The sequence below is a fragment of the Actinokineospora sp. UV203 genome (assembly GCF_056323665.1).
The window spans coordinates 3587780-3608732 of sequence record NZ_CM150484.1; the positions used below are offsets into that span (position 1 = coordinate 3587780).

Genomic DNA, 20953 nt, shown 5'->3' on the forward strand with positions numbered 1-20953 from the left:
AGGTGTCGCCAACTGATGGAGCACCGCCGAACCGTCACTGTGACCTGGTCGGATCCGCAACATCTCAGCACCAGCGCGCAGACTTCAGAAGGTTGGTTTTTTCTATCGGCGGTAGGCCGTCATCCAGGCCGCGCAGGCGGGCATAGATGGTCTGCATCGCGGGCTTGTCGGGGATGTGCTGACTGCCCGCAGCGCGCTCCAGCACTGTCAGCGTGCTCACCAGCCTGATCGACCCGACAACACGACCACTGGCACGGAGTCTTCGGAGCCGGTTGATTTCTGAAGTGACAGTAATTGTCCCTTCCCCCTCATCGATGAGCACGGTTACTGTCTCGCCTGCTTCAGCGGCGACCACCGCGTGCGCGATGACCATGGTCTCGCCCAGGTCTTTCGGGTGTTTCAGCCGTTGTTCCATGGGTTGCCGGGTGATCCGGTGGACGACAGCCGCGAGTTCGGGTGTCTGGTCATCGGAGAGCACCTCCATCCATGTGGGTGTCAACTTGCACCAGACCGCGGCGGCGGCGCGGAAGCGTCCATCCTGCTCGGACTTGCGAACCACCTCGTTCCGCACGGTCTCTGGGGCGCTGAGCTTCCCAAGGACGCCAATGAGGAGACGCTCCTGGTTGATAGAGAAGAAGTTCAGGCCGGGTCCGGCGTCGATGATCGGCCGGTGACTCATTCCGCGGCACTCTCCGCGACTGTCTGATGGTCATCATCGTCCGGGTTGTTGAGAGCCTCATCCAATGCCGCCAGGTCCACTTGCACGTCAGGCAATTCCGCGGGATCGGCCCACGCGATCGGATGCTCGGCGGGCACGACATCCGCCTCGCGCAAGTCCGCCTCAGCGGCCTCCAGCGTGATGCCGCGCAAGGTGGCGATTGCCTGCGCGGACAGCACCCCCTCCGCGTAGCCGCTGATGGCGCGGGCAAGCAGTCGTTGCGGCGCTCTCCTCTGATCGGAGTCGGTCTGCAACGCGCGGTACTGGTCGCTCCACCCGAACCGGGCGGCCAACTGTGGCGCGGTCAACGCCTTCCACTCCTGTTTTGTGGCCTCATCGATGTATCCGGCCTGATTCAGCGCAATAGCCGCGATCTGTGGTGATACGAGGAAGCGCTGAACGATCGTAGAGAGGGTGGATCGGGTCATCGACTTTCGGTTTCCGAGGAACTCTCGCAAGCCCTCGACCGGCACGAGCAGGTGCCGAGCGAAGACGTCGGCCCGAATCTCCGCAGCGGGCCGGCCTCTCCGATTGCCCGCGGGTGCGTCTGCCCAGTCCTCGAACAGCACGTGCCCGAGTTCATGGGCGAGCGTGCTGCGTTGCCGCATCGCGTTTCGGGTGCGTGCGACACCGATGAACACGGCGTCGCGCACCGGATCCCGCATCGTGAGGCCGTGCTCATCCGGGCCTACGTCGAGGATGGCCACGTCGAACCCCGTCGCCTGCTCGATGACCGCCACAAGGTCACCCAGCGGCTGCACGCCCAAATGGTGGTCCCGACGGAACCGCGCCGCGGCGGTACGTCCCTCAGTCTCGGCGTTCAAGGTCATCTACCTCGTGTCAGACCGTGTTCGGGATGAACTGGTCATCCAGGTAGTCGTTCAGTTCCACGAAATGCAGCAGCGCCTCCCGCATGCGATCCATGTCAGCGTCGTTAGTTGCTCGTGCCACGGACTGCGTCCGGTCGGCCACCGTCCGAGCCTCGGTGAGTTGGGCGACCGTATGCCCGGTTGCCCACGCGATCGCCACCACCTCCGGCATCTTCGCCTGCCGATCCCCCGAGATGATCCGCGACAAAGTGGGCTGCGAGATACCGGTCGCGTCCGCAAGGGCACGCTGGCTAATACCCGCGGCAACACGGGCACGCTCAATCAGCGCGCCGATCCCAGTCGTCACCCTAACCATCCATTCCAAGACTGAATCATGATCGATGCATATGATTCAGTGTAGCTCGGCGCGAGATGGGGCGCCATCCTGAGCGGCCCGGTGGGATCAGCCAGATGCCCTGGATCAAACGCTCGGACCGACTCGGTGTCGAACTGTCAGGCGCAGCTCTAGAGCATCCCCGGAACCGGCACAGCGTCGAGCAGGTGCAGGTCCCAGCCCTCCAGCTCGCACCAGTCCTCGGCGGCTTCCCGTTCGATCCACACCGCGGTCGACGGCCGTTCCCGGCCCAGCCGGGCCCACCCATCAGGGGCGAGGACGTAAACCACCCCGTCACGCAGCGCCAGCAACCGGCCCCCGGTGAAGGCCATGCTCGGCTCAGTGCGCAGGAAGCGCACGGCTTGCGGTCGAGTCATGATTCCATCATGCCGTGCTCTACAAAGGACGGCTTGACTTCGACGGTGTGAGTCGCTGTCACCAGCGCACGCTTGGAGGAATTCGGCCAAGCTGGTCGATCCCGGCGCGCGCCGATCGTCGCACAGATGTCAGCGCGGAACAGATCGAGACAGCAGGAGTGCGCAATGTCCAAGTCAGTGCTCGACATGTCGGTGTCGCTCGACGGGTACATCGCCGATCCAGATGACTTCCTCGGCGGCGAGGACGGCGAGCGGCTGCACAAGTGGGCCGACGCGGCCGGGGAGTCCGGCCCGCTGTCCGAGGTGACCAGGCAATTCCAGGACGAGTGGAACGCCGCGGGTGCGGTCCTCTCGGGACGGCGCACAGCCGAGCTCATGGACCACTGGGGCGGCGATCACGGCGGTCTTCCGATCTTCGTGCCCAGTCACCGGCCGCCCGGTCCGGCAGCGCGTTGGGGTTATCCGCTGGTGACGTACGTGACCGACGGAATCGAAAGCGCGATGGCGCAGGCGAAGGCCGCCGCCGGGGACCGGGATGTGCAGGTGCGCGGCGCGTACACCGGGCAACGGGCGCTCGAGGCCGGGGTGCTCGATGAGGTGCAGATTCATCAGATCCCGGTGCTGCTCGGTCGTGGCCGTCGGCTGTTCGACGTCTTGCCCGCGGAGATCGAGTTGGAGATCGTCCGGGTGATCGACACGCCGGAGGCCACCCACATCCGCTACCGCGTCCGTCGCTGAGCCACCACCAGACACAACCCACGGCTTGACCTCTACCGCGCTGGAGGGGGCACGCTCGTAATTCAGATGACCCGGACACGCTCCGTGGCTACCGTCAATCGAGGCGACAGGGGGCCTCATGGACACGCGGCGGCAGGGCACTCGGGTCTGGGTGCTGCTCAGGCTCGTGCCGTACCTGCGACCGGTCCGCGGGCGGATGATCGGCTCCGCGGTGGCTGTGCTCGGCTCGATGGTGTGCGGTCTGACGATCCCGCTGATCATCATGCGCATCCTCGACGGTCCCGTCGCCGCGCGGGACACCTCTTTGCTGCCTTGGCTGGTGCTGGCGGTGGCGGCGCTCGGGTCCGCTGAGGCGGTCCTGTTCTACGTGCGCCGCAAGCTCATCGTGCGGCCGAGCACGCAGGTCGAGGCCGCCCTGCGGATGGACCTCTACCAGCACCTGCAGCGGCTGCCGATCGCGTTCCACGACCGGTGGCAGTCCGGGCAGCTGCTGTCCCGGGCGGTGTCGGACCTGTCCACCTTGCGCCGGTACATCGCGTTCGGGGTGGTCTTCCTGGTGGTGAACACCCTGACGCTGCTGGCCGGGCTCACGGTGCTGTTCGTCCTGTCCCCCACCCTCGGACTCATCACGCTGATCTGCACTGCGCCGCTGGTGCTGATCTCCACGCAGTACGAGTCGAAGTACTCGGTGCTGTCGCGGCGTTCGCAGGACCAAGCCGGCGATTTGGCGACAACCGTCGAGGAATCGGTCCTGGGCATCCGGGTGCTCAAGGCCTTCGGGCGCGGCGGGCACCTGGCGGAGCGGTTCGCGGCGGAGGCGAAGGAGCTGCGGAAGACGGAGCTGCACAAGATCCGGGTCCTGGCAATCCTGTGGGCGGCGATCATCATGCTGCCCGAGCTGGGGATCGGGGCCATGCTGCTGTTCGGTGCGACCGGCGTCGTCGAGGGGTCGATGACGGTTGGCACCCTGGTTGCGGGCATCACGGTGGCGACGTATCTGCGCTGGCCGACCGACTCGATCGGGTGGTTGCTGGCGGAGACCAACGACGCCGCGACGGCGTGTGAGCGGTACTGGGAAGTCCGCGACGCCGAGGTCACCGTGACCGATCCGGCCGAGCCGAAGCGCCTGCCCGCCGACGGTGTGGGCAGCCTTCGGTTCGAGAACGTCCACTTCCGGTACCCGGGCGCCGAGCGGGACACCCTGCGCGGGATCGACCTCGACGTGCGCCCGGGCGAGACGATCGCGCTGGTCGGGTCGACCGGGTCGGGCAAGACGACGCTCACCGCGCTGGTGCCGCGGCTGGCCGACGTGACGGCCGGGCGGGTCACGATCGACGGCGTGGACGTGCGGGACCTGACGCTCGACGACCTGCGCACCGCGGTCGCGACGGCATTCGAGGAGCCGGTGCTGTTCTCCGCGAGCGTCCGGGAGAACGTGGCACTCGGCGCGGAGGACGTGACCGACGCACAGGTCCGCGAGGCCCTGCGGATCGCGCAGGCGGAGGAGTTCGTCGACAACCTGCCGTGGGGGCTGGACACACGGATCGGCGAGCAGGGCTTGTCGCTGTCCGGCGGCCAGCGACAGCGGCTCGCCCTCGCCCGAGCGGTGGTCGGCAGGCCGCAGGTCCTCGTGCTCGATGACCCGCTGTCGGCGCTCGACGTGCACACCGAGGCGGAGGTCGAACACGCGCTGCGCAGTGTGCTCAAGGACGTGACCGCGTTGGTGGTGGCCCACCGGCCGAGCACCGTGCAGTTGGCCGACCGGGTCGCGATGCTCGACGGCGGGCGCATTGTTGCCGTCGGCAACCACTCGGACCTGTTGGCGAACAACGAAGACTACCGGGCTCTTTTGTCCACTTTGGACCGCGAGGAGGTGAGCACGTGAGCGCGCCGCAGGACGCCGCCGACCACGCCAAGGACAGCGTCGAGAGCCCGCGTGAGGCCGAGGCCTGGCGCGGGGTCGCCGCCGAGGACACCGAGGAGGTCGCGTACGCGACGAGCCTCAAGCTAAAGGCGCGCTCCCGCACGCTGCTGCGCTCGTTGATCCGCCCGCACCTGGGGCAGGCGCTGCTCGCGCTGCTGTTCGTCGTGGCCGACAACGCCGCGACCCTGGCGGGCCCACTGATCATCGCGATCGCCATCGACTCCGGCATCCCCGCGGCGATCGACGGCGATCCCTCGGTGATGGCGTGGTGCGTGGCCACGTACGTCATCACCAGCGTCGGTTCGGCCGGGCTGCGGTACCTGTTCCTCCGGCTGTCCGGGCGGATCGGCGAGGACGTGCTGCTGGACCTGCGGATGCGCATTTTCCGGCACTCGCAACGGCTTTCGCTGTCGTTCCACGAGTCCTACACGTCCGGGAAGGTGATCTCCAGGCTCACCAGCGACCTCGACTCCCTCGACGACCTGCTGGAGGACGGCCTCGACGACCTGCTGTCGGCCATCCTGTCCGTCGTGGGTATCGCGGTGCTGCTGCTCGTGCTGGACACCCCGATGGCCCTGCTGGTGCTCGCCGGCTTCATCCCGCTTTTGCTGGTGACCAGATGGTTCTACCGCAACTCGGGCCAGGCCTACCGCGACACCCGCGGCGCGATCGCGAAGATCATCGTCCAGTTCGTCGAGACCATGAACGGCATGCGTGCCGTACAGGCCTTCCGCCGCGAATCCCGCAACGAGTCCATTATGGATGAATTGAACGAAAGTTTCCGCGGCGCGAACAGCACGGCTCTCAACGTGGTCGCACGGTTCACCATGACGGTTCGGTTGGTGGGCAACCTGTCGCTGGCCGTGGTCCTGGCCATCGGCGCCTACCGGGTTGCCAACGGCGGGCTGGAACTTGGTGTCCTCACGGCGTTCACCCTGTACTTGCGCCGGTTCTATGACCCGCTGGACGACCTGGCCATGGTCGCCAACTCCTACACCTCGGCGACCGCCGCCCTGGAGAAGATCTCCGGCCTGCTGGAGGAGGAGCCCGACGTCCTGGACCCGAAGGACCCCGTCACCCTGCCACCACACGCGGGCGGCCGGTCGGTGGAGTTCGCCCAGGTGGAGTTCCGCTACTCCGCGACGGGCCCGGTGGTCCTGCCGAAGTTCGACCTGACCATCCCGGCAGGCCAAACGGTGGCGTTGGTGGGCGCGACCGGCGCGGGCAAGTCAACTGTGGCCAAGCTCGTCGCCCGCTTCTACGACCCGTCATCCGGCGCGGTACTGCTGGATGGGATCGACCTGCGGTCAGTGTCCGATGTGGACCTTCGCCGGTCGGTGGTGATGGTGACCCAGGAGAACTTCCTGTTCGCCGGCTCGGTCGCGGACAACGTCGCCCTCGGCCGTCCCGACGCCTCCCGCCTGGAGATCGAAGCAGCGACACAGGCGGTGGGCGCCCACACGTTCATCGAGGCACTGCCGGAGGGCTACGACACCGACGTCCGCAAGCGAGGGGGCAGGCTGTCGGCGGGCCAACGCCAGATGGTCGCCTTCTCGCGCGCTTTCCTTGCGGACCCAGCGGTTCTGGTGCTGGACGAGGCTACTTCGAGCTTGGACGTGCCGACGGAACGGGCAGTCCAGACGGCACTGGAGTCGGTGTTGGCGGACCGCACGGCGTTGATCATCGCCCACCGCCTGTCGACGGTCTTGATCGCCGACCGGGTGCTCGTGGTGGCCGATGGCCGAATCGTGGAGGACGGCACCCCAGCGGACTTGATCGCGAACACCGGTCACTTCGCGGACCTCCACACCGCCTGGCAGGATTCCCTGGCCTGACCGAGCACCAAGGTGGCGAATCGACGCGTCAGAACTTTTCGGCGCGAGGTGTCGATTCGGCACACCTCCCGTTCGTCGCACTGATGACAGCACAGCTGAACAACCAAGGAGCTACCAATGCGCACCCTGATCACCACCGCCTTCGTCTCGCTCGACGGTGTCGTCGAGGCACCCGGCGGTGAGCCGGGTTACCGCAACTCGGGCTGGACCTTCAACGACATCGAGTTCGACGAGGCCGCATACGGGCTCAAGGGCCGAGAGCAGGGTGAGGCGTCGGCCATGATGATGGGCCGTGTCAGCTACCAGGCGTTCTCGCCGGTGTGGCCGACCATGACCGAGGAGTTCGCGGGCTACAACGCGATGCCGAAATACGTCGTGTCGACCACGCTGCAGGAGCGGGACCTGGTGTCCAACTGGGGCGAGATCACCATCCTCCGTTCGCTCGACGACGTCGCCGCACTCAAGGAGACCGAGGGCGGAGCGATCATGGTCCACGGCAGCGCCTCCCTGAACCGCGCCCTGTCCGACGCGGGCCTGATCGACCGTTACCACCTGCTCGTCTTCCCGGTCCTGCTCGGCGCGGGCAAGCAGCTGTTCAGCGCCGCCGACAAGGACAAGCAGAACCTCAAGCTCGTCGAGAGCGAGTCCTACGCCAACGGGATCCAGAAGCTGATCTACGACGTCACCCGCTGACCAGCCCACGCCGGGGTCGGCCCGTTCAGCGGTCGACCCCGGGCAGGCGTTCCCCAGGTCAGGGCCGGGCGGTGATTTGCTGCACTGCCCAACCGTTTCCGTCCGGGTCGGTGAAGAAGCAGAAGCCCGCGTTGTTCAGTTCGTCCCCCTCAACAGCCGGTTCGAAACCGTTCGGGCCCGCTACCCGGACCTCGCTGACTTCCACCCCACGCTCAGTCAGCTGCTTGTGCGCGGCCCGCAAGTCGTTCACCACAAGCTGCAAGCCCTGCAGGGAGCCAGGTTCCATCACTCCCACGCCCTTGCCGATGACGATCGAGCAGCCCGACCCCGGTGGTGTCAGCTGGATGACGTGCATCTCTTCGCTGACGAAGGTGTCGTGGTCGACGTTGAAGCCGAGGGTTTCAGCGTAGAACTCCTTGGCGCGGGCCACGTCGGTGACCGGTACGACAACGACTTCGAGGGTCCAGTTCATGGTCAGCCTGCTTTCGACACTGAGGCCAGCACATCGTCAAGTCGTGCGTAGCCGTGGTTCAATCCGGATTCCATCGGGGATGCCGCGACCAGGTCTCGGATCTCCTGCGAGGCGAAACGCAGGACCGTGTGGACGGTGGTTTGGCCTGCGGTTTCCGTCAGCGACGCGGTGATCAGGGCTTCGCCCTCGAACCACTGATCGTCATACGACTCCGTGTACACGAGTCGCGAAGGGGCGGCGATTTCCCGGTATACGCCGCCGTGGCCCATCTTCATGCCGCCCGGGCCCTGATGGACGAACCGCCAGTCGCCGCCGACGCGGAGGTCGACGGTGCACTCGATCAAGTTCCAACCCTGGGCACCGAGCCAGCGCTTCAACAGTTCGGGCTTGGTCAAAGCGCCGAAGACCAAAGCTCGTGGTGCGTTGAACGAGCGGGTCACCGCCAATTCGGTGGGTGCCGGGGTGGTGATCGTGACGGTCATCAGGTCTCCTCTTTGAGCACGTCGAGCAGTGCGTCGAGGCGTTGGTACTGCTCTTCCCAGTAGCGGCGGTAGTTCTCCAGCCAGTCCGTCGCCGCCTTGAGCGGACCCGGTTCCAGCCTGCACGGGCGCCGTTGCGCGTCGCGGCCGCGGGAGATCAAACCGGCCCGCTCCAACACCTTGAGGTGCTTGGAGATCGCGGGCTGGCTCATCTCGAACGGCGCGGCCAGTTCCATGACGGTGGCATCGCCCGACTTGAGCCGCTTGAGGATCGCCCGCCGGGTCGGGTCGGCGAGCGCGGCGAAGGTCGCGTCCAGCTGGTCGACAGCCATTCCATAACCTCTCGGTTGTATAACCGATTGGATTTATACGCCCGACGACGCCCGCACGTCAAGTCAGCCGAACAGGATGAACGGCAGCCCGATCCAGCCGACGGCGATGCCCGCGGCCGTGCCGACCGCCAGCCACCGCAGGACCGGGGTGCGCCTGGCCAGCCAGATCGAGGGCAGCAGGCCCGCGGTGACCACGATGTTCGACCCGACGCCCAGCAGTGGGCTGGTCTCGGCGAGAGTCACCGCGAGCCCGTTGATCGCGACGGAGACGAAGACGAAAGCGAAGAACGCGACAGTCAGCCCGGTGAGCCACGGCGTCGGTTCGGGGCGCCGCTGCCGCTGCGCGCTCGGGCGCTCGGCGGGCTCGATCACGGACACCTCGCCGGTGAGCGGGTCCACGTAGCTGATCGGACGCCCCATGGCTGTCGCGACCCGGCTCGCGAGCTGCCTGCCCCGCCGCGACACGACGAACCCGGCCTGACCCGGCTCCCCCGCCTCACTGCGGTCCACGGCCCCGACCACCCGCGCCCACTCGTGCAGCGACGCCGCGAGGTCGGCGCCCAAGGCGAGACTGTCCGGGTCGACCTCGCGTTCGGCCGTGCCGTCGTGACCGACCAGCACCGCCCGCTCATCCCTGGCGTGCAACTCCACCGTCGTCCCCTCCACCAAGCGCGTAGAAGGCGACCGCCCCCGCGGTCGCCACATTCAGCGAGTCGACCCCGCCCGCCATCGGGATGCGCACCGCGGCGTCCGCCGCGGCGATGGCCTCCTCGGTCAGACCGGGCCCCTCGGACCCCAGCAGCACCGCCACCCGTTCGCCGGGTCGGACGGCCTCGGACAGCGGTACCGAACCGGCCGCGGGAGTGAGCGCCAACACCCGAAATCCGCTGTCGCGCAACCATTTGAGCCCATCGGGCCACGGTTCGAGCGGGGCGAACGGCACCGCCAGCACATGCCCCATCGAGACCCGGACACTGCGCCGGTAGAGGGGGTCGCTGCAGCCCGGACCGAGCAGCACGCCGTCCACGCCGAGGGCCGCCGCGTTGCGGAAGATCGACCCCAGGTTCTCGTGGTCGCCGACCCCTTCGAGGACGGCCAGAACCCGGGCATCGGCAGCCAACTGGACGACATCGGGCGGAGCCGCGCGGTCGGCCGCGGCGAGCACCCCGCGGTTGAGGTGGAAGCCGACGGTCTCGGCCATGACCTCAGCCGTTGCCACGTACGCGGGCACGTCGAGCCCGTCGAGTTCGGGGCCTAACGCCTCGATCCGGCGCCGCACCCCGAGGAGTCCCCGGACGGGGTACCGCGAGGCGAGCAGCCGCTGCACGACGACGACCCCTTCGGCGAGCACGAGACCGCGCCCGCCGGGCCGGTCCGGACGCCGGTCCGCGGACGACAAGTCCCGGAAGTCGTCCAGCCTCGGATCCGACGGATCGGTCACCTCGATCACCTGCGCCACACCGCGCAGTTTCGCATGGTCGAGCCCGAACCGGGCGGCAACCGACACTGCTTGCTCAGCGTGACATCGATATAACTCACGGCACCAATTTGGCCGCTAGCAAGGACCACAACCCTGTGCGAACGTTGGCTTCCCGCACAGATGCCGGACGAATTCCGGCTCGACGGGGAGGGCGGCATGGGGCAGGACATCACGACCGATGCGTTCAGCCAGGAGGACCGGCAGCGATACCGCCAGAAAGTGCAGCGGTGTCTCGACGCGTTGGAGCGGATGCTCAACGAAGGCGGATTCGCGGAGTCCCCGCCGTGGATGGGTTTGGAGATCGAACTGAGCCTGGTCGACAGGTCACTGCGACCCGCCATGCTCAACACCACAGTGCTGGAGAAGATCGACGACCCTTGCTACACGACCGAACTCGGCCAGCACAATCTCGAACTCAACGTTCGGCCCAGGCCGTTGCGCGGGGACCAATCGCCGGATCTGGAGACCGAGTTGCGCGCGACCCTCGCCGACGCGGGCGAGAAGGCGCAGGACGCGGGCGCCACGCTCGTCATGATCGGCACCCTGCCCACGCTGCGCAGCGAGCACTTCCAGTCGAAGTGGCTCTCACAGAGTCCGCGCTACCGCAAGCTCAACGACCAGATCTTCGCCGCGCGCGGCGAGGAGATGCTGCTCAACATCGAAGGCACCGCGCTGCCCGGTCAGCGCGTGGAACGCCTGCGCAGCCTGCAGGATTCGATCCTGGCCGAGTCGGCGTGCACGTCGGCGCAGCTGCATCTGCAGGTGCCACCGGACAAGTTCGCGCCGAACTGGAACGCCGCGCAGTGCCTTGCGGGGATTCAGGTCGCGCTCGCCGCCAACTCGCCTTTCCTGCTGCGCAAGGCGTTGTGGCACGAGACCCGGATCCCGCTGTTCCAGCAGGCCACCGACACCCGGCCGCAGGAACTCAAGAACCAGGGCGTGCGGCCGCGGGTGTGGTTCGGCGAGCGGTGGATCACGTCGATCTTCGACCTGTTCGAGGAGAACGCGCGCTACTTCCCCGGCCTGCTCCCGGAAGTCGACGAGGAAGACCCGTTCGAGGCACTGGATTCCGGGCGGGCGCCCAAGCTCGCCGAGCTGCGGCTGCACAACGGCACCATCTGGCGCTGGAACCGGCCGGTGTACGACGTCATGGACGGCGTCCCCCACCTGCGCGTCGAGAACCGGGTGCTGCCATCGGGTCCCACGGTCATCGACCTGATGGCCAATGCCGCCTTCTTCTATGGCGCCCAGCGCGCGCTGACGAACGAAGAGCGTCCAGTGTGGACACAGATGTCGTTCCAGGCCGCCGAGGAGAACCTCTACTCCGGCGCCCGGCACGCGTTCGACACCCAGCTCTACTGGCCGGGCATGGGCTGGATCCCGCCGGACGAACTGGTGCTGCGCAAGCTGCTGCCGATGGCGCACGACGGGCTGGTCGACTGCGGGGTGCCCGACTTCTGGCGTGAGCGGTACCTCGGCGTGATCGAGCAGCGCTGCCTGTCCAGACGCACCGGGTCGACCTGGCAGCGCGCCGTGGTCGCCCACCTTGAAGCCCGCGGAATGGACCGCGACGCCGCCCTCACCGAAATGCTGCGCCGCTACATCGAGCTGAGCACCGAGGGCGAGCCGGTCCACACCTGGCCCGAGGACTGATCACCCCGAGCCACACCGGACGACTAGTTGCCAGTAAATTGCAGTTAGAACTAACTGGCAACAACACGCGAGGAGAGTTGTGGCTCCCTACGTCCTGCCCGACCTGGACTACGACTACGACCAGCTCGAACCGGTGATCACCGCCGAGATCAACGAGTTGCACCACGGCAAACACCACGCCGCCTACGCCAAGGGCGCGAACGACACCCTGGACAAGATCGCCGAGGCGCGCGACAAGGGCGACTTCGGTTCCATCGCCGGACTGGAGGCCGCGCTGGCGTTCAACCTGGCAGGCCACACGCTGCACAACCAATGGTGGAAGAACCTGAGCCCGGACGGCGGCGACAAGCCGACCGGCGAGCTGGCCGCGGCCGTCGACGAGCACTTCGGCTCGTTCGACGGCCTGCGCGCCCAGCTCAGCGCGGTGTCCGCGACCATCCAGGGCTCGGGGTGGGGAGTGCTCGCGTGGGACCCGGTCGGCGAGCGGCTGATCACCCAGCAGCTCAAGGACCACCACTCGAACCTGTCGATCGCGACCACGCCGCTACTGGTCTTCGACGCGTGGGAGCACGCGTACTACCTGCAGTACAGGAACGTGAAGGTCGACTACATCGAGCGCCTGTGGGACATCGTGAACTGGGCCGACGTGGCCGCCCGGTTCGACGCGGCCCGCGCGGGCGCCAACGGCCTGCGTCCGCCCGCCCCGGCGACGTAGCCAGACCAGGCGGGCCCGCTCCGACAAGCCGCCCGCCGAAACGGCGAGACCCCGCTCCGGACGCACGGAGCGGGGTCTCTCTGTTCCCGAACTGACTGCCACCCCCACCACGAGGCGACGAGACTTAGGTTAGCCTAACTTCACTTCCTCCGCAATACCCGTTGTCGACGCCATCTCGGCGCGGGCAGTTTGACCCCGCCGCGGCGGACCAAGAACACCCCACAGGCCACCGCGGTCAGCGCCGCGATCGACCCGCCGATGTAGAGCGGCGACCGCGCGCCCCACTGCTGGGCCATCCAGCCCACCATCGGCGCCCCCACGGGATTGCCACCCAGGAAGACCAGCATGTAGAGGCCCATCACCCGGCCACGCATCTCCGGCGCGACGGCGAGCTGCACGGTGGCGTTCGCGGTGGTCATGAAGGTCATCAGCGCCAGGCCGACGGGGAACAGGGCGATCGCGAAGGTGGTGTACGTCGGCATCAGGCCGACCACGACCTCCAGCACCCCGAACGCGAACGCCGCACCGAGCAGCAGCCGGGTCCGCGGCCTGCCGTTCGAGCTGCGCCGGGCCGCGAGGAGCGCGCCCGCCAGGGTGCCGACGGCCAAGGCGGTCGACAGCACGCCGTACCCGGCCGCGTCCTTGCCGAAAACGTTTGCGGCGACCACCGCGAGGGTCACGAAGAAGGTCATCCCGAAGGTGCTGACGAAGAAGACGAGCACCATCACGGTCATGATGTCAGGGCGTTTGCGCACGTAGCGCAGGCCCGCCATGAGCTGTCCCGGCTTGCGCGGGATCTTCGGCGTGCGGTGCAGCTCGGCGGTCCGCATGCGGACGAGGCTGCCGACGACGGCCAGCGTCAGCACGGCGTTGGCGAGGAACAGCCAGCCGGTGCCGATCAGCACGATCATCAGACCGGCGATCGCGGGACCGACCACCCGGGCGAGGTTGAACCCGGTCGAGTTGAGCGCGATGGCGTTGGTGACCTGCGAGCGGCCGACGATCTCGGCGACGAACGACTGCCGGACCGGCACCTCGATCGCGAAGAAAACGCCGACCACGAAGCACAGGATGTAGACGTGCCAGACCTCGACCAGGCCGGTGACGTCGAGGACACCGAGCACCAGCGCGCACGCGGCGACGCCGATCTGCACGCCGATCAGCAGCTTGCGCTTGTCCAGCCGGTCGGCCAGGACACCCGCCCACAGCGAGAGCAGGATCGTCGGCGCGAACTGCAGCGCGGCGGCGATCCCGAGCGCGACCGGGTTGTGCCCGCTGAGCACCAGGACCAGCCAGTCCTGGGCGATGCGCTGCATCCAGGTGCCAAGGTTCGAGGCGAGGTTCCCGGCGGCGAAGAGCCGGTAGTTGCGAATCCGCAGGGAGGAGAACGTCCCGGAGAGAGCCGGGGGTGCGGGATCGGGGCGCAGCCGTGGCGCGGGTAGGTGTGACGTGCGTTCGGACTGCTGCTCTCGGGTGTCACCCGCGTGTGCCCGCACTGGTTCGCGTTACCGCCATCCCGTAGATGATCCCGGCCGCGCACGCATGATTCAGGTGGTCAGCACACGTCCGACCGGGGCTGACTCGATGATGGTTAGCATACCTCACTAATACCGGCCGCCGCACTCGATCGTGCGGTGGACCACTAGGTCGGGCACGTCTTCTGATCCCCAAAGGGAGTGACGATCCAGGCCTACCGGCCCAACGGCCGGCCGCGGTACGCAAGAGCGGACTCCTGAACGGCCTTATGCGAACGCGGCCTGGATCGGGCCGATGGCGAAGTAGACGATGAAGGCCACCGCCACCACCCACAGCAGCGGATGCACCCCGCGAGCGCGGCCGGTGACCAGGCGCAGCAGCACATAGCTGACGAAGCCCGCGCCGATGCCGTTGGCGATCGAGTACGTGAACGGCATGACCACGATCGTCAGGAATGCGGGCAGGGCGATGCTGAAGTCGCTGAAGTCGATCTCCCGGATCTGCCCCATCATCATCGCCCCGACCACCACCAGCGCGGGCGCCGCCGCCTCGATCGGCACCACTTGGTAGAGCGGGGTGAAGAACATCGCCAGCAGGAACAGCAGACCGGTGACCACGTTGGCCAGACCCGTGCGCGCGCCTTCCGCGATGCCCGCGGCGGATTCGATGTAGACGGTGTTCGAACTTGTCGACGCGGCACCGCCCGCGACGGCGCCGAGGCCGTCGACGAACAGGGCCTTGCTGACGTTGGGCAGCTCACCGTCCTTTTTGATCAGTCCGGCTTCCTTGGCCAGACCGGTCATCGTGCCGATGGTGTCGAAGAAGTCGGTCAGCACCAACGTGAACACCAGCAGCGCGGCGGTGATCGCGGGCACCCGCCACCACGCGCCGAACGAGATATCGCCGAGCAGCGACAGGTCGGGCAGGTCGACGACGGTGTCCGGCAGCGACGGGTAACCGAGGTTCCAGCCCTTCGGGTTGGTGCCCATCGACGGGCCCGCCTTGACGATCGCCTCGATGACGATCGAGAGAACCGTCCCGGTGAGGACGCCGAGCAGGATGGCGCCCTTGACCCGCTTGGCGACGAGGATGCCCATCACGATCAGCCCGATCACGAACACCAGCGTCGGCCAGGACGCGATCGAGCCGTTGATGCCGAGCCCGACCGGGACCGGAGTGTTCGCCGAGTCGGGCAGCCTGCGCACGAACCCGGCGTCGACGAGTCCGATCAGGGCGATGAACAGGCCGATGCCGACCGCGATCGCCGACTTGAGCGAGGCGGGCACGGCGTTGAAGACCACGGTCCGCACGCCGGTGACGACCAGGAGCAGCACGACCAGGCCGTTGATGACGACCAGGCCCATGGCTTCCGGCCAGGTCATCTGCGGGGCGATCGTGACCGCGACCAGGGTGTTGATACCCAGGCCGGTGGCCAGCGCGAACGGGTAGTTCGCGACGAGTCCGAAGAGGATGGTCAGGACGCCCGCGACCAACGCCGTGGCCGCGGCGACCTGGTTCACCGGGAGGATCGCGCCGAAGAGGTCCCGGTGCGCGGCGGCGTCGTCCGCGGCGAAGCTGCCGATGATCAGCGGGTTGAGGACGATGATGTAGGCCATCGTGACGAACGTGACGAGCCCGCCGCGCACCTCGCGGGCCGGGGTCGAGCCGCGTTCGCTGATTTTGAAGAAGCGGTCCAGGGCGGACCTGCTCGCCTCTTCCTGCTCTGGTGCTTCGCGGTGCTGCTCGCGCTCGGCCATGCCGTAACCTCCGGGATGTGGCCGAGGAACACACTCAGACTCTGCGTCCGCCGCCGCCGCTTCCGGGGCGGCTGCTGGCGCTGGGTCCCATCGTGTACGTCGGCACCGGTCTCTGGTTCCTCGCCGCGGTGGCCCTGCTGATCGCCGACACGGTTCCACGGGTGTGGCTGTGGACGGCCGTGTCGGGCACCGCTTTGGGCATCGTAGGTGCCCTGATCATGTTTTGGCAGCGCCGAGCGTCTCTTCGCGGCTCCCGGGGCGCGCAGAAAGTCGATTAGATCAGATGGTTCGCCGGGTCTTCGATGAGTTCGGCGAGTGTGTGCCGGTCGAGCCAGCGGTCCGTCGTCCAGGCCAGCGCGCGGGCCAGCGCCTGCGGGGTGTCCTCGCAGTGCGCGATGCCGTCGTGGACCCACCATGGCGCTGGGTGGTCGCCGTCGGCGCACCGGATGACCAGTTTGTCGTGGACCATCGCGCCGCCTTCGGGCACGTCGACCCCGAGCAGGTCGCAGGCCGCCGCGACAGCGCCCAGGTCGGCCCAGGGCACGAACTCCCCCGCGGGCGCGGGTTCTCCGGCGACCTCTTCGGACGCGAGCGGCAGGTCGAGCAGGTCCGCGAGGGCTTCCGCGAGCGCGAAGTCGGGGCCCGCGGAGATGACCGAGTCTTCGCCGACGACCGCGAGCAGCCAGGGGGCGTCGAGGACGGAGCACTCGTCTTTCACGGTTCCGGCGAGCGTGCGGGCCCCCGCGGGCGGACGGACGTCGGCCGGTTCGATGACCTCGTCAACGACCGCCTCGGCGAGCGCGGCGTGGGCGCGCAGGACGGTGCCGGGGTTGACGGCGCGGTCGAAGTCGCCGAGCCTCCCCAGCAGTTCCTCGGCGTCTTCGGGGCTGTCGATCGTCAGCTCGGTGCGGACGCCGATCGCGGCGAGGACCCGCGGGTCGACACCGACGTCAGGCACCTCGTCATAGAGTCCGGCCAGCGCACGGGCTTCGGGCATCCGCCACTCGCCCGGGGCGGCGCCGCCGATGACGGCGTGCCGGGAGATCCACCAGCCGGTGTAGCCACCGGCTTCGTGCAGCGCCCGCCAGGTGTCGGGTTCGCTCGCCAGCAGGGCCAGCGCGCGGGGCCAGGCGTCCTCGGTGACGAGGTCGAGGTCGCGCACGGCGATGACCCGGCTGGGCGGGTCGGGGCTGGCGTCCCACCAGTCGGCTTCGTCGGCCAGGTCGTGGTCGGGCCCGTTGGGGTTCTCGTCGACGACCAGCGCGAAGGCGTCGAGCACGCCGAGCGCGATCAGGACGGATTCCGGCCACTGGGCGGCGAGATCGGCGCTGAGGACACCGACCGGCGAGTCTTCGTCGAGCACGTCGAGCAGGGGTGAGCCGGGCAGCGCGAGTTCGTCGGCCCGGCGCCAGTCGCCCACGGAATCGGGCAGCGCCAACGCGCCGAGCCAGGGCTTGTCGCCCACGCGGACACCGGAATCGCGGACCAGGCGGAGCACGACCGAGACCAGACCGGAAGTGTCCACACCGGACTCGGCGTCGTCCAGGCTGCTTTCGACGGTCTCTTGGAGCCCGTCGAGCACGTCGATCGGCACGCCGACGTGGGCGCCGAGCTTTTCCAGGACCGGGTGCGCGGCGTCGGCGTGGACGACCCGGAGCGCGCCGACTTCGGTGTGCGCCAACAGGTCGAGCAGGTCGGCGGCGCCGTCGAGCAGAACTGTGCCCCGGGGACCGGGGAGAGTGCGGCCGTCGGCCAGCGGGACGGGGAGGCCGCCGAGTTCGGCGCGCGCCCCGGGGTCGGTGTCGACGATCGGGGCGAGGGCGGTGTACAGGTCGCGCCACCAGGTCGGCGGGCGGGTGATGCCGGTGATCACCTCCACCATCTCAGCCAGCCGGATGCGCGGGACGTCAAGCGCGGCAAGGGAAGCGGTGTGCTTTTGGGCGGATAGCGAGCCGTCGAGGAGATCGGGGAGGACGTCGGAGAGGAGCTCGGCGAGCCCTTCGGCTTCGACGTCGAGCACCTTCGAACGGGCGGGCGCGCGGTGTTCACCCTTGGCGGGCAACCATTCCGCTTGCCGCAGTTCAGCCAGGAGCATTTCCCGGAGCCGGTCATCCACTTCGGACAACGGGAAACCGGCTTGCGGCACAAGGGTTGTGCGCCACTCGTCGGCGACGAGTCGCACGAGATCGGGGTACGCCTTCGCGGCCTCGGCCAGCACCGCGTCGGCGGCAGGCCCGGGCCGCACCCGCCTGCGCGTGGGCTCGATCGGCAGCGTCGCCACGAGGCGGGCCGGGAGGGAGAGCCGGTCGTCGGTGGGCGTGGGGGCGTGCAGGACGTCGGCGGTCTGCGGGCGGGGGATGCCGTCGCCGTCGACGGGGACGGCCCAGCAGGCTGTCCAATGTGGACGGGCTTCGACGCCGAGGGTGTCGGCGATGTCTTGGCCGAGCGTGCCTTCGACTCGGTACACCAGCCAGGCGGAAACGCCTTCGGGGCCACGGATCTCGACCCGCGCACCCTCGCCCGGCTGCCTGATGGCGGCGGATCGGGCTGTCAGGCCTTCGTCGGCGGTGGGCGCGAGGGTCGGGATCGGCTCCTCGGCGGGTTCCCAGACGGCGTCGAGCGCGGGTGCCTGCTCCTCAGCACGGTCCCAGACGGCGTCGGCTGGGGTGGTTGCCTTGGTGGGCGCGGGGGTCGGGATCGGCTCCTCGGCGCGTTCCCAGACGGCGTCGTCGATCTCGATGCGGTGCAGGCCAGGGAGAGCCAGCAGCAGGTCCACGGCCTGCTCGGCGAACCCGGCGAGCAACGCGGCCCCGTCGACGTCGGCGCGCAGCGGGAGTCGAACCTCGGTGGCGAACCCCGCAGGCGGCGTCTCGTCCACGGGCCAGACCAGCCGGAGCACGGGAACCCGCCCGGCCCGCTCGGCGACCCGCGCGGCCAGCGCCGGAATCTCGGCCACCGCCCCGCGCGTGTCGTCCGCGGAGAACGCGACACCCCCATCAACCGAAACCACCCGCGGCGCGTCGGTGACCGCGAGGACGGCGGCGAACCCGACACCGAACTGACCGACCCCACCAGCCTTGGCCGAAGCCCGCAGCGAGGCCAGCGCCGCCACACCGGCTGTGTCCAAGGGTCGCCCGGTGTTCGCGGCCCGAAGTTCGTTGTCCACAAGGGACACCCGCAGAACCCCGCTGCCCTCAGCGGCATCCGCGGCGTTCTGCGCGAGCTCGACTAGGAGCCGGTCGCGGTAGCCGCCGAGGTAGAGGTCTTCCTCAGCGTTGGCGTCCTCGCGGAACCGCGTGGGTGAGGCGGTCCAAGCCGACAACACCGCCGCCCGAAGGGCAGCCGTGTCGAACGGATCGAGCCCGCTCACCTGACCGGGTCGGACTCGTCGCCAGACCCATCCACACCAGGCACCACGGACTCGGCCGCAGCGTCACTGGTCGACTCACCAGCGACAGCCTCATCCACCTCAGGCACCACGGACTCGGCCGAAGCGTCACTCGCCGACTCACCAGCGACAGGCACATCCACCTCAGGCTCAGCAGGGGCGTCGGCGCTCAGCTCACCAGCGGCGGGCTCATCCACCACAAGCGCCAACTCGGCAGCCGCGGGCTGCTCGTCCGCGGCCCGCTCCGACTCCGCGGTGACAGGCTCATCCACCGCCGGTTCGTCGGCGGTGGGCTCGTCGGCGGTGGCCTGCTCATCAGCGTTCGCAAGCTCAGCACTGGCGGGCTCGTCCACGTCGGGCACCACGGACTCGGCCGCGTCGACCGCGGCCTGAGGCTCCTCGTCCGCGGCGTCGGCGGCCGGCTCGTCGATCACGAGCTCGTCCACGGCCATACCGGTCACGGGCGCGTCGTCGTCCTCGCCGGTGACGGGTTCGATGACATCGCCGATCACCGTCTCCTCCGACGCCGACTCGTCCGACAGGTCAGCCGCGGCGACATCCACCGCGAGGTCGTCATCAAGCGCGTCGGCACTCACCGGTTCCGGCGAGCCGCCCACCGGTTCCGCATCAACTTCACCAGCACCCGAGCCGCCTCCGCCAGCCGCGCCACCATCTGTCCACAGCTCGCCAGCTTCATCCACAGGCTCGGCCACGAAACCCTCCGCGGCCCCTTCCGCCGATAGACTGTCCAAGGGCTGTCCCCCCAGGGTGGGCGGGGGTGTTTCTTGGGGGGCTGCGGCGGTGATTTCTTCGTCGTGGTTGTTGCGAAACTGCTGGTCGGAGCCGGTGGTGCTGGCTGCCGTGGGCTCGGACTCATCCCCTTCTGCAGCTTCGGCGGGCGTGGATGCCGCGGCCGGTTTGGTCGCGCGCTCCGCGGGCTCGTAGTCCAGGGTGGCGTCGTCGTAGATGAGGTCGGCGACGAGGACTGGGGAGATCTGTTCGACCTCCGCCTCCGAGTGGGCGCCGCAGCCGTATTCCGCGTGCACCACGCGGCCGTCGGCGGGGGCGATCTCGTTTCCGCAGACGCCGAAGGCGGCGCCGAGGGCGCCGGTGATCTGGAGGTAGAACGCGCAGGTGCCGCAGTGGGCGGGGGCGCTTCGGGCCATGTCCGCTTCGGGGCCGAAGTCGCTCGCCTGCCAGCGTTCCGCGGCCTCGACGCGGCCCAGGCGGGACATGACCCGGGGACGGCCGAGGCCGATCTCGAGGGCTGTCTCCTCGACGTACGGGTCGTCCGAGCCGATGTACGACGGCGCCAGTCGCGGGTCGTCGGGGGCGGTGGGGAGCAGGTCGCCGACGCCGAGGTCGCCTGCCTGCACGCGCTCCTGCCACGGCACCCAGGGCGGCGCCGTGAGGGCGTCTGGGCCGGGCAGCAGCACGACCTCGCTGACCGTGACCGTCGTGTCCGGGCCCGCGCTCGAGACGGTGACCGCCCAGCGCCAGCCCCGGTAGCCGGGTTTGTCGGCTTCGAAGAGGTGGGTGACGGCGTTGGAGTCCTCAGGCTCGGCCGCGACGTGAGTACCGACCTCCGCGCCTGCCTGTTCCTGGGCGGCGGCGCGCGCGAAGTCGACCGCCGCTAGCAGCGCGGGGTCGGTCACGGCTTCTTGTGCTGGCATCGGGCTCATCACGCACGATTGTGCCCCACGCCCATCGGGG

20 protein-coding genes are annotated in these 20953 nt (G+C 68.7%); 7 read left to right on the top strand and 13 right to left on the bottom strand.

Features of this window, described 5'->3' with window-relative positions; genetic code table 11:
- Positions 1-64: 64 nt before the first annotated feature.
- From ACUZ2Y_RS16870 to ACUZ2Y_RS16885, 4 genes are all read right to left on the bottom strand, one after another.
- A complete protein-coding gene (locus tag ACUZ2Y_RS16870) occupies positions 65-679 on the bottom strand; it encodes a PIN domain-containing protein (RefSeq protein ID WP_476319869.1) in 615 nt (204 codons plus the stop codon).
- Entirely contained in the window at positions 676-1479 is an 804-nt protein-coding gene (locus ACUZ2Y_RS16875; protein ID WP_476319871.1) for an ImmA/IrrE family metallo-endopeptidase, read from the bottom strand. The genes ACUZ2Y_RS16870 and ACUZ2Y_RS16875 overlap by 4 nt, the downstream gene beginning before the upstream one ends.
- A 79-nt stretch (positions 1480-1558) precedes the next feature.
- Entirely contained in the window at positions 1559-1894 is a 336-nt protein-coding gene (locus ACUZ2Y_RS16880; RefSeq protein WP_476319873.1) for a helix-turn-helix domain-containing protein, read from the bottom strand.
- Positions 1895-2052: 158 nt separating this feature from the next.
- Positions 2053-2298 (bottom strand): hypothetical protein, encoded by a 246-nt coding sequence (locus ACUZ2Y_RS16885; protein ID WP_476319875.1) that lies wholly within the window; start codon positions 2296-2298, stop codon positions 2053-2055.
- Between the two features lie 165 nt (positions 2299-2463).
- On the opposite strand from ACUZ2Y_RS16885, the gene ACUZ2Y_RS16890 reads away from it, so the two are divergent.
- From ACUZ2Y_RS16890 to ACUZ2Y_RS16905, 4 genes are all read left to right on the top strand, one after another.
- Positions 2464-3036: a dihydrofolate reductase family protein gene (locus tag ACUZ2Y_RS16890; RefSeq protein WP_476319878.1), complete on the top strand. Its 573-nt coding sequence runs from the start codon at positions 2464-2466 to the stop codon at positions 3034-3036.
- A 118-nt stretch (positions 3037-3154) separates the two neighbouring features.
- Positions 3155-4921, top strand: coding sequence for an ABC transporter ATP-binding protein (locus tag ACUZ2Y_RS16895; RefSeq protein ID WP_476319880.1), 1767 nt, complete (start codon positions 3155-3157; stop codon positions 4919-4921).
- Positions 4918-6795: an ABC transporter ATP-binding protein gene (locus ACUZ2Y_RS16900; RefSeq protein WP_476319882.1), complete on the top strand. Its 1878-nt coding sequence runs from the start codon at positions 4918-4920 to the stop codon at positions 6793-6795. The genes ACUZ2Y_RS16895 and ACUZ2Y_RS16900 overlap by 4 nt, the downstream gene beginning before the upstream one ends.
- Before the next feature lie 117 nt (positions 6796-6912).
- On the top strand, positions 6913-7488 hold the full coding sequence (locus tag ACUZ2Y_RS16905) for a dihydrofolate reductase family protein (RefSeq protein WP_476319884.1): 576 nt from the start codon (positions 6913-6915) through the stop codon (positions 7486-7488).
- A 58-nt stretch (positions 7489-7546) separates the two neighbouring features.
- Here ACUZ2Y_RS16905 and ACUZ2Y_RS16910 read toward each other — a convergent pair whose 3' ends face one another.
- The 5 genes from ACUZ2Y_RS16910 to ACUZ2Y_RS16930 form a co-directional block, all read right to left on the bottom strand.
- Entirely contained in the window at positions 7547-7960 is a 414-nt protein-coding gene (locus ACUZ2Y_RS16910; protein ID WP_476319887.1) for a VOC family protein, read from the bottom strand.
- Positions 7961-7962: 2 nt separating this feature from the next.
- On the bottom strand, positions 7963-8442 hold the full coding sequence (locus ACUZ2Y_RS16915; protein ID WP_476319889.1) for an SRPBCC family protein: 480 nt from the start codon (positions 8440-8442) through the stop codon (positions 7963-7965).
- On the bottom strand, positions 8442-8771 hold the full coding sequence (locus tag ACUZ2Y_RS16920; protein ID WP_476319892.1) for an ArsR/SmtB family transcription factor: 330 nt from the start codon (positions 8769-8771) through the stop codon (positions 8442-8444). The genes ACUZ2Y_RS16915 and ACUZ2Y_RS16920 overlap by 1 nt, the downstream gene beginning before the upstream one ends.
- Before the next feature lie 63 nt (positions 8772-8834).
- Entirely contained in the window at positions 8835-9422 is a 588-nt protein-coding gene (locus tag ACUZ2Y_RS16925) for a DUF2537 domain-containing protein (protein WP_476319894.1), read from the bottom strand.
- Positions 9400-10230 (bottom strand): TrmH family RNA methyltransferase, encoded by an 831-nt coding sequence (locus tag ACUZ2Y_RS16930; RefSeq protein ID WP_476331881.1) that lies wholly within the window; start codon positions 10228-10230, stop codon positions 9400-9402. Before ACUZ2Y_RS16930 ends, ACUZ2Y_RS16925 begins: the two co-directional genes overlap by 23 nt.
- A gap of 177 nt (positions 10231-10407) precedes the next feature.
- Between ACUZ2Y_RS16930 and ACUZ2Y_RS16935 the strand changes: the two genes are divergently transcribed.
- The gene (locus ACUZ2Y_RS16935; RefSeq protein ID WP_476331883.1) at positions 10408-11904 is read left to right on the top strand and encodes a glutamate-cysteine ligase family protein; all 1497 of its coding nucleotides are present in this window, start codon (positions 10408-10410) and stop codon (positions 11902-11904) included.
- Positions 11905-11983: 79 nt separating this feature from the next.
- On the top strand, positions 11984-12619 hold the full coding sequence (locus tag ACUZ2Y_RS16940; protein ID WP_476319896.1) for a superoxide dismutase: 636 nt from the start codon (positions 11984-11986) through the stop codon (positions 12617-12619).
- 140 nt (positions 12620-12759) lie between these two features.
- On the opposite strand, the gene ACUZ2Y_RS16945 is transcribed toward ACUZ2Y_RS16940, so the two are convergent.
- Complete coding sequence (locus ACUZ2Y_RS16945) at positions 12760-14046, bottom strand: MFS transporter (RefSeq protein ID WP_476331884.1); 1287 nt, start codon at positions 14044-14046, stop codon at positions 12760-12762.
- A gap of 315 nt (positions 14047-14361) precedes the next feature.
- A complete protein-coding gene (locus ACUZ2Y_RS16950; RefSeq protein ID WP_476319898.1) occupies positions 14362-15852 on the bottom strand; it encodes an NCS2 family permease in 1491 nt (496 codons plus the stop codon).
- Positions 15853-15869: 17 nt separating this feature from the next.
- Between ACUZ2Y_RS16950 and ACUZ2Y_RS16955 the strand changes: the two genes are divergently transcribed.
- The gene (locus tag ACUZ2Y_RS16955) at positions 15870-16130 is read left to right on the top strand and encodes a DUF2530 domain-containing protein (protein ID WP_476319901.1); all 261 of its coding nucleotides are present in this window, start codon (positions 15870-15872) and stop codon (positions 16128-16130) included.
- On the opposite strand, the gene ACUZ2Y_RS16960 is transcribed toward ACUZ2Y_RS16955, so the two are convergent.
- Both ACUZ2Y_RS16960 and ACUZ2Y_RS16965 read right to left on the bottom strand, forming a co-directional pair.
- Entirely contained in the window at positions 16127-19222 is a 3096-nt protein-coding gene (locus ACUZ2Y_RS16960) for a sacsin N-terminal ATP-binding-like domain-containing protein (protein WP_476319904.1), read from the bottom strand. The genes ACUZ2Y_RS16955 and ACUZ2Y_RS16960 overlap by 4 nt on opposite strands.
- Positions 19219-20922: a DUF3027 domain-containing protein gene (locus tag ACUZ2Y_RS16965; RefSeq protein WP_476319907.1), complete on the bottom strand. Its 1704-nt coding sequence runs from the start codon at positions 20920-20922 to the stop codon at positions 19219-19221. The genes ACUZ2Y_RS16960 and ACUZ2Y_RS16965 overlap by 4 nt, the downstream gene beginning before the upstream one ends.
- Positions 20923-20953 lie beyond the last annotated feature (31 nt).

Excerpts from the sequence above, each read along its gene's own strand:
- ACUZ2Y_RS16870 (WP_476319869.1), bottom strand. The coding sequence starts at position 679 with ATGAGTCACCGGCCGATCATCGACGCCGGACCCGGCCTGAACTTCTTC.
- ACUZ2Y_RS16885 (WP_476319875.1), bottom strand. The coding sequence starts at position 2,298 with ATGACTCGACCGCAAGCCGTGCGCTTCCTGCGCACTGAGCCGAGCATG.
- ACUZ2Y_RS16890 (WP_476319878.1), top strand. The coding sequence starts at position 2,464 with ATGTCCAAGTCAGTGCTCGACATGTCGGTGTCGCTCGACGGGTACATC.
- ACUZ2Y_RS16895 (WP_476319880.1), top strand. The coding sequence starts at position 3,155 with ATGGACACGCGGCGGCAGGGCACTCGGGTCTGGGTGCTGCTCAGGCTC.
- ACUZ2Y_RS16905 (WP_476319884.1), top strand. The coding sequence starts at position 6,913 with ATGCGCACCCTGATCACCACCGCCTTCGTCTCGCTCGACGGTGTCGTC.
- ACUZ2Y_RS16910 (WP_476319887.1), bottom strand. The coding sequence starts at position 7,960 with ATGAACTGGACCCTCGAAGTCGTTGTCGTACCGGTCACCGACGTGGCC.
- ACUZ2Y_RS16915 (WP_476319889.1), bottom strand. The coding sequence starts at position 8,442 with ATGACCGTCACGATCACCACCCCGGCACCCACCGAATTGGCGGTGACC.
- ACUZ2Y_RS16920 (WP_476319892.1), bottom strand. The coding sequence starts at position 8,771 with ATGGCTGTCGACCAGCTGGACGCGACCTTCGCCGCGCTCGCCGACCCG.
- ACUZ2Y_RS16935 (WP_476331883.1), top strand. The coding sequence starts at position 10,408 with ATGGGGCAGGACATCACGACCGATGCGTTCAGCCAGGAGGACCGGCAG.
- ACUZ2Y_RS16950 (WP_476319898.1), bottom strand. The coding sequence starts at position 15,852 with ATGGCCGAGCGCGAGCAGCACCGCGAAGCACCAGAGCAGGAAGAGGCG.
- ACUZ2Y_RS16965 (WP_476319907.1), bottom strand. The coding sequence starts at position 20,922 with ATGAGCCCGATGCCAGCACAAGAAGCCGTGACCGACCCCGCGCTGCTA.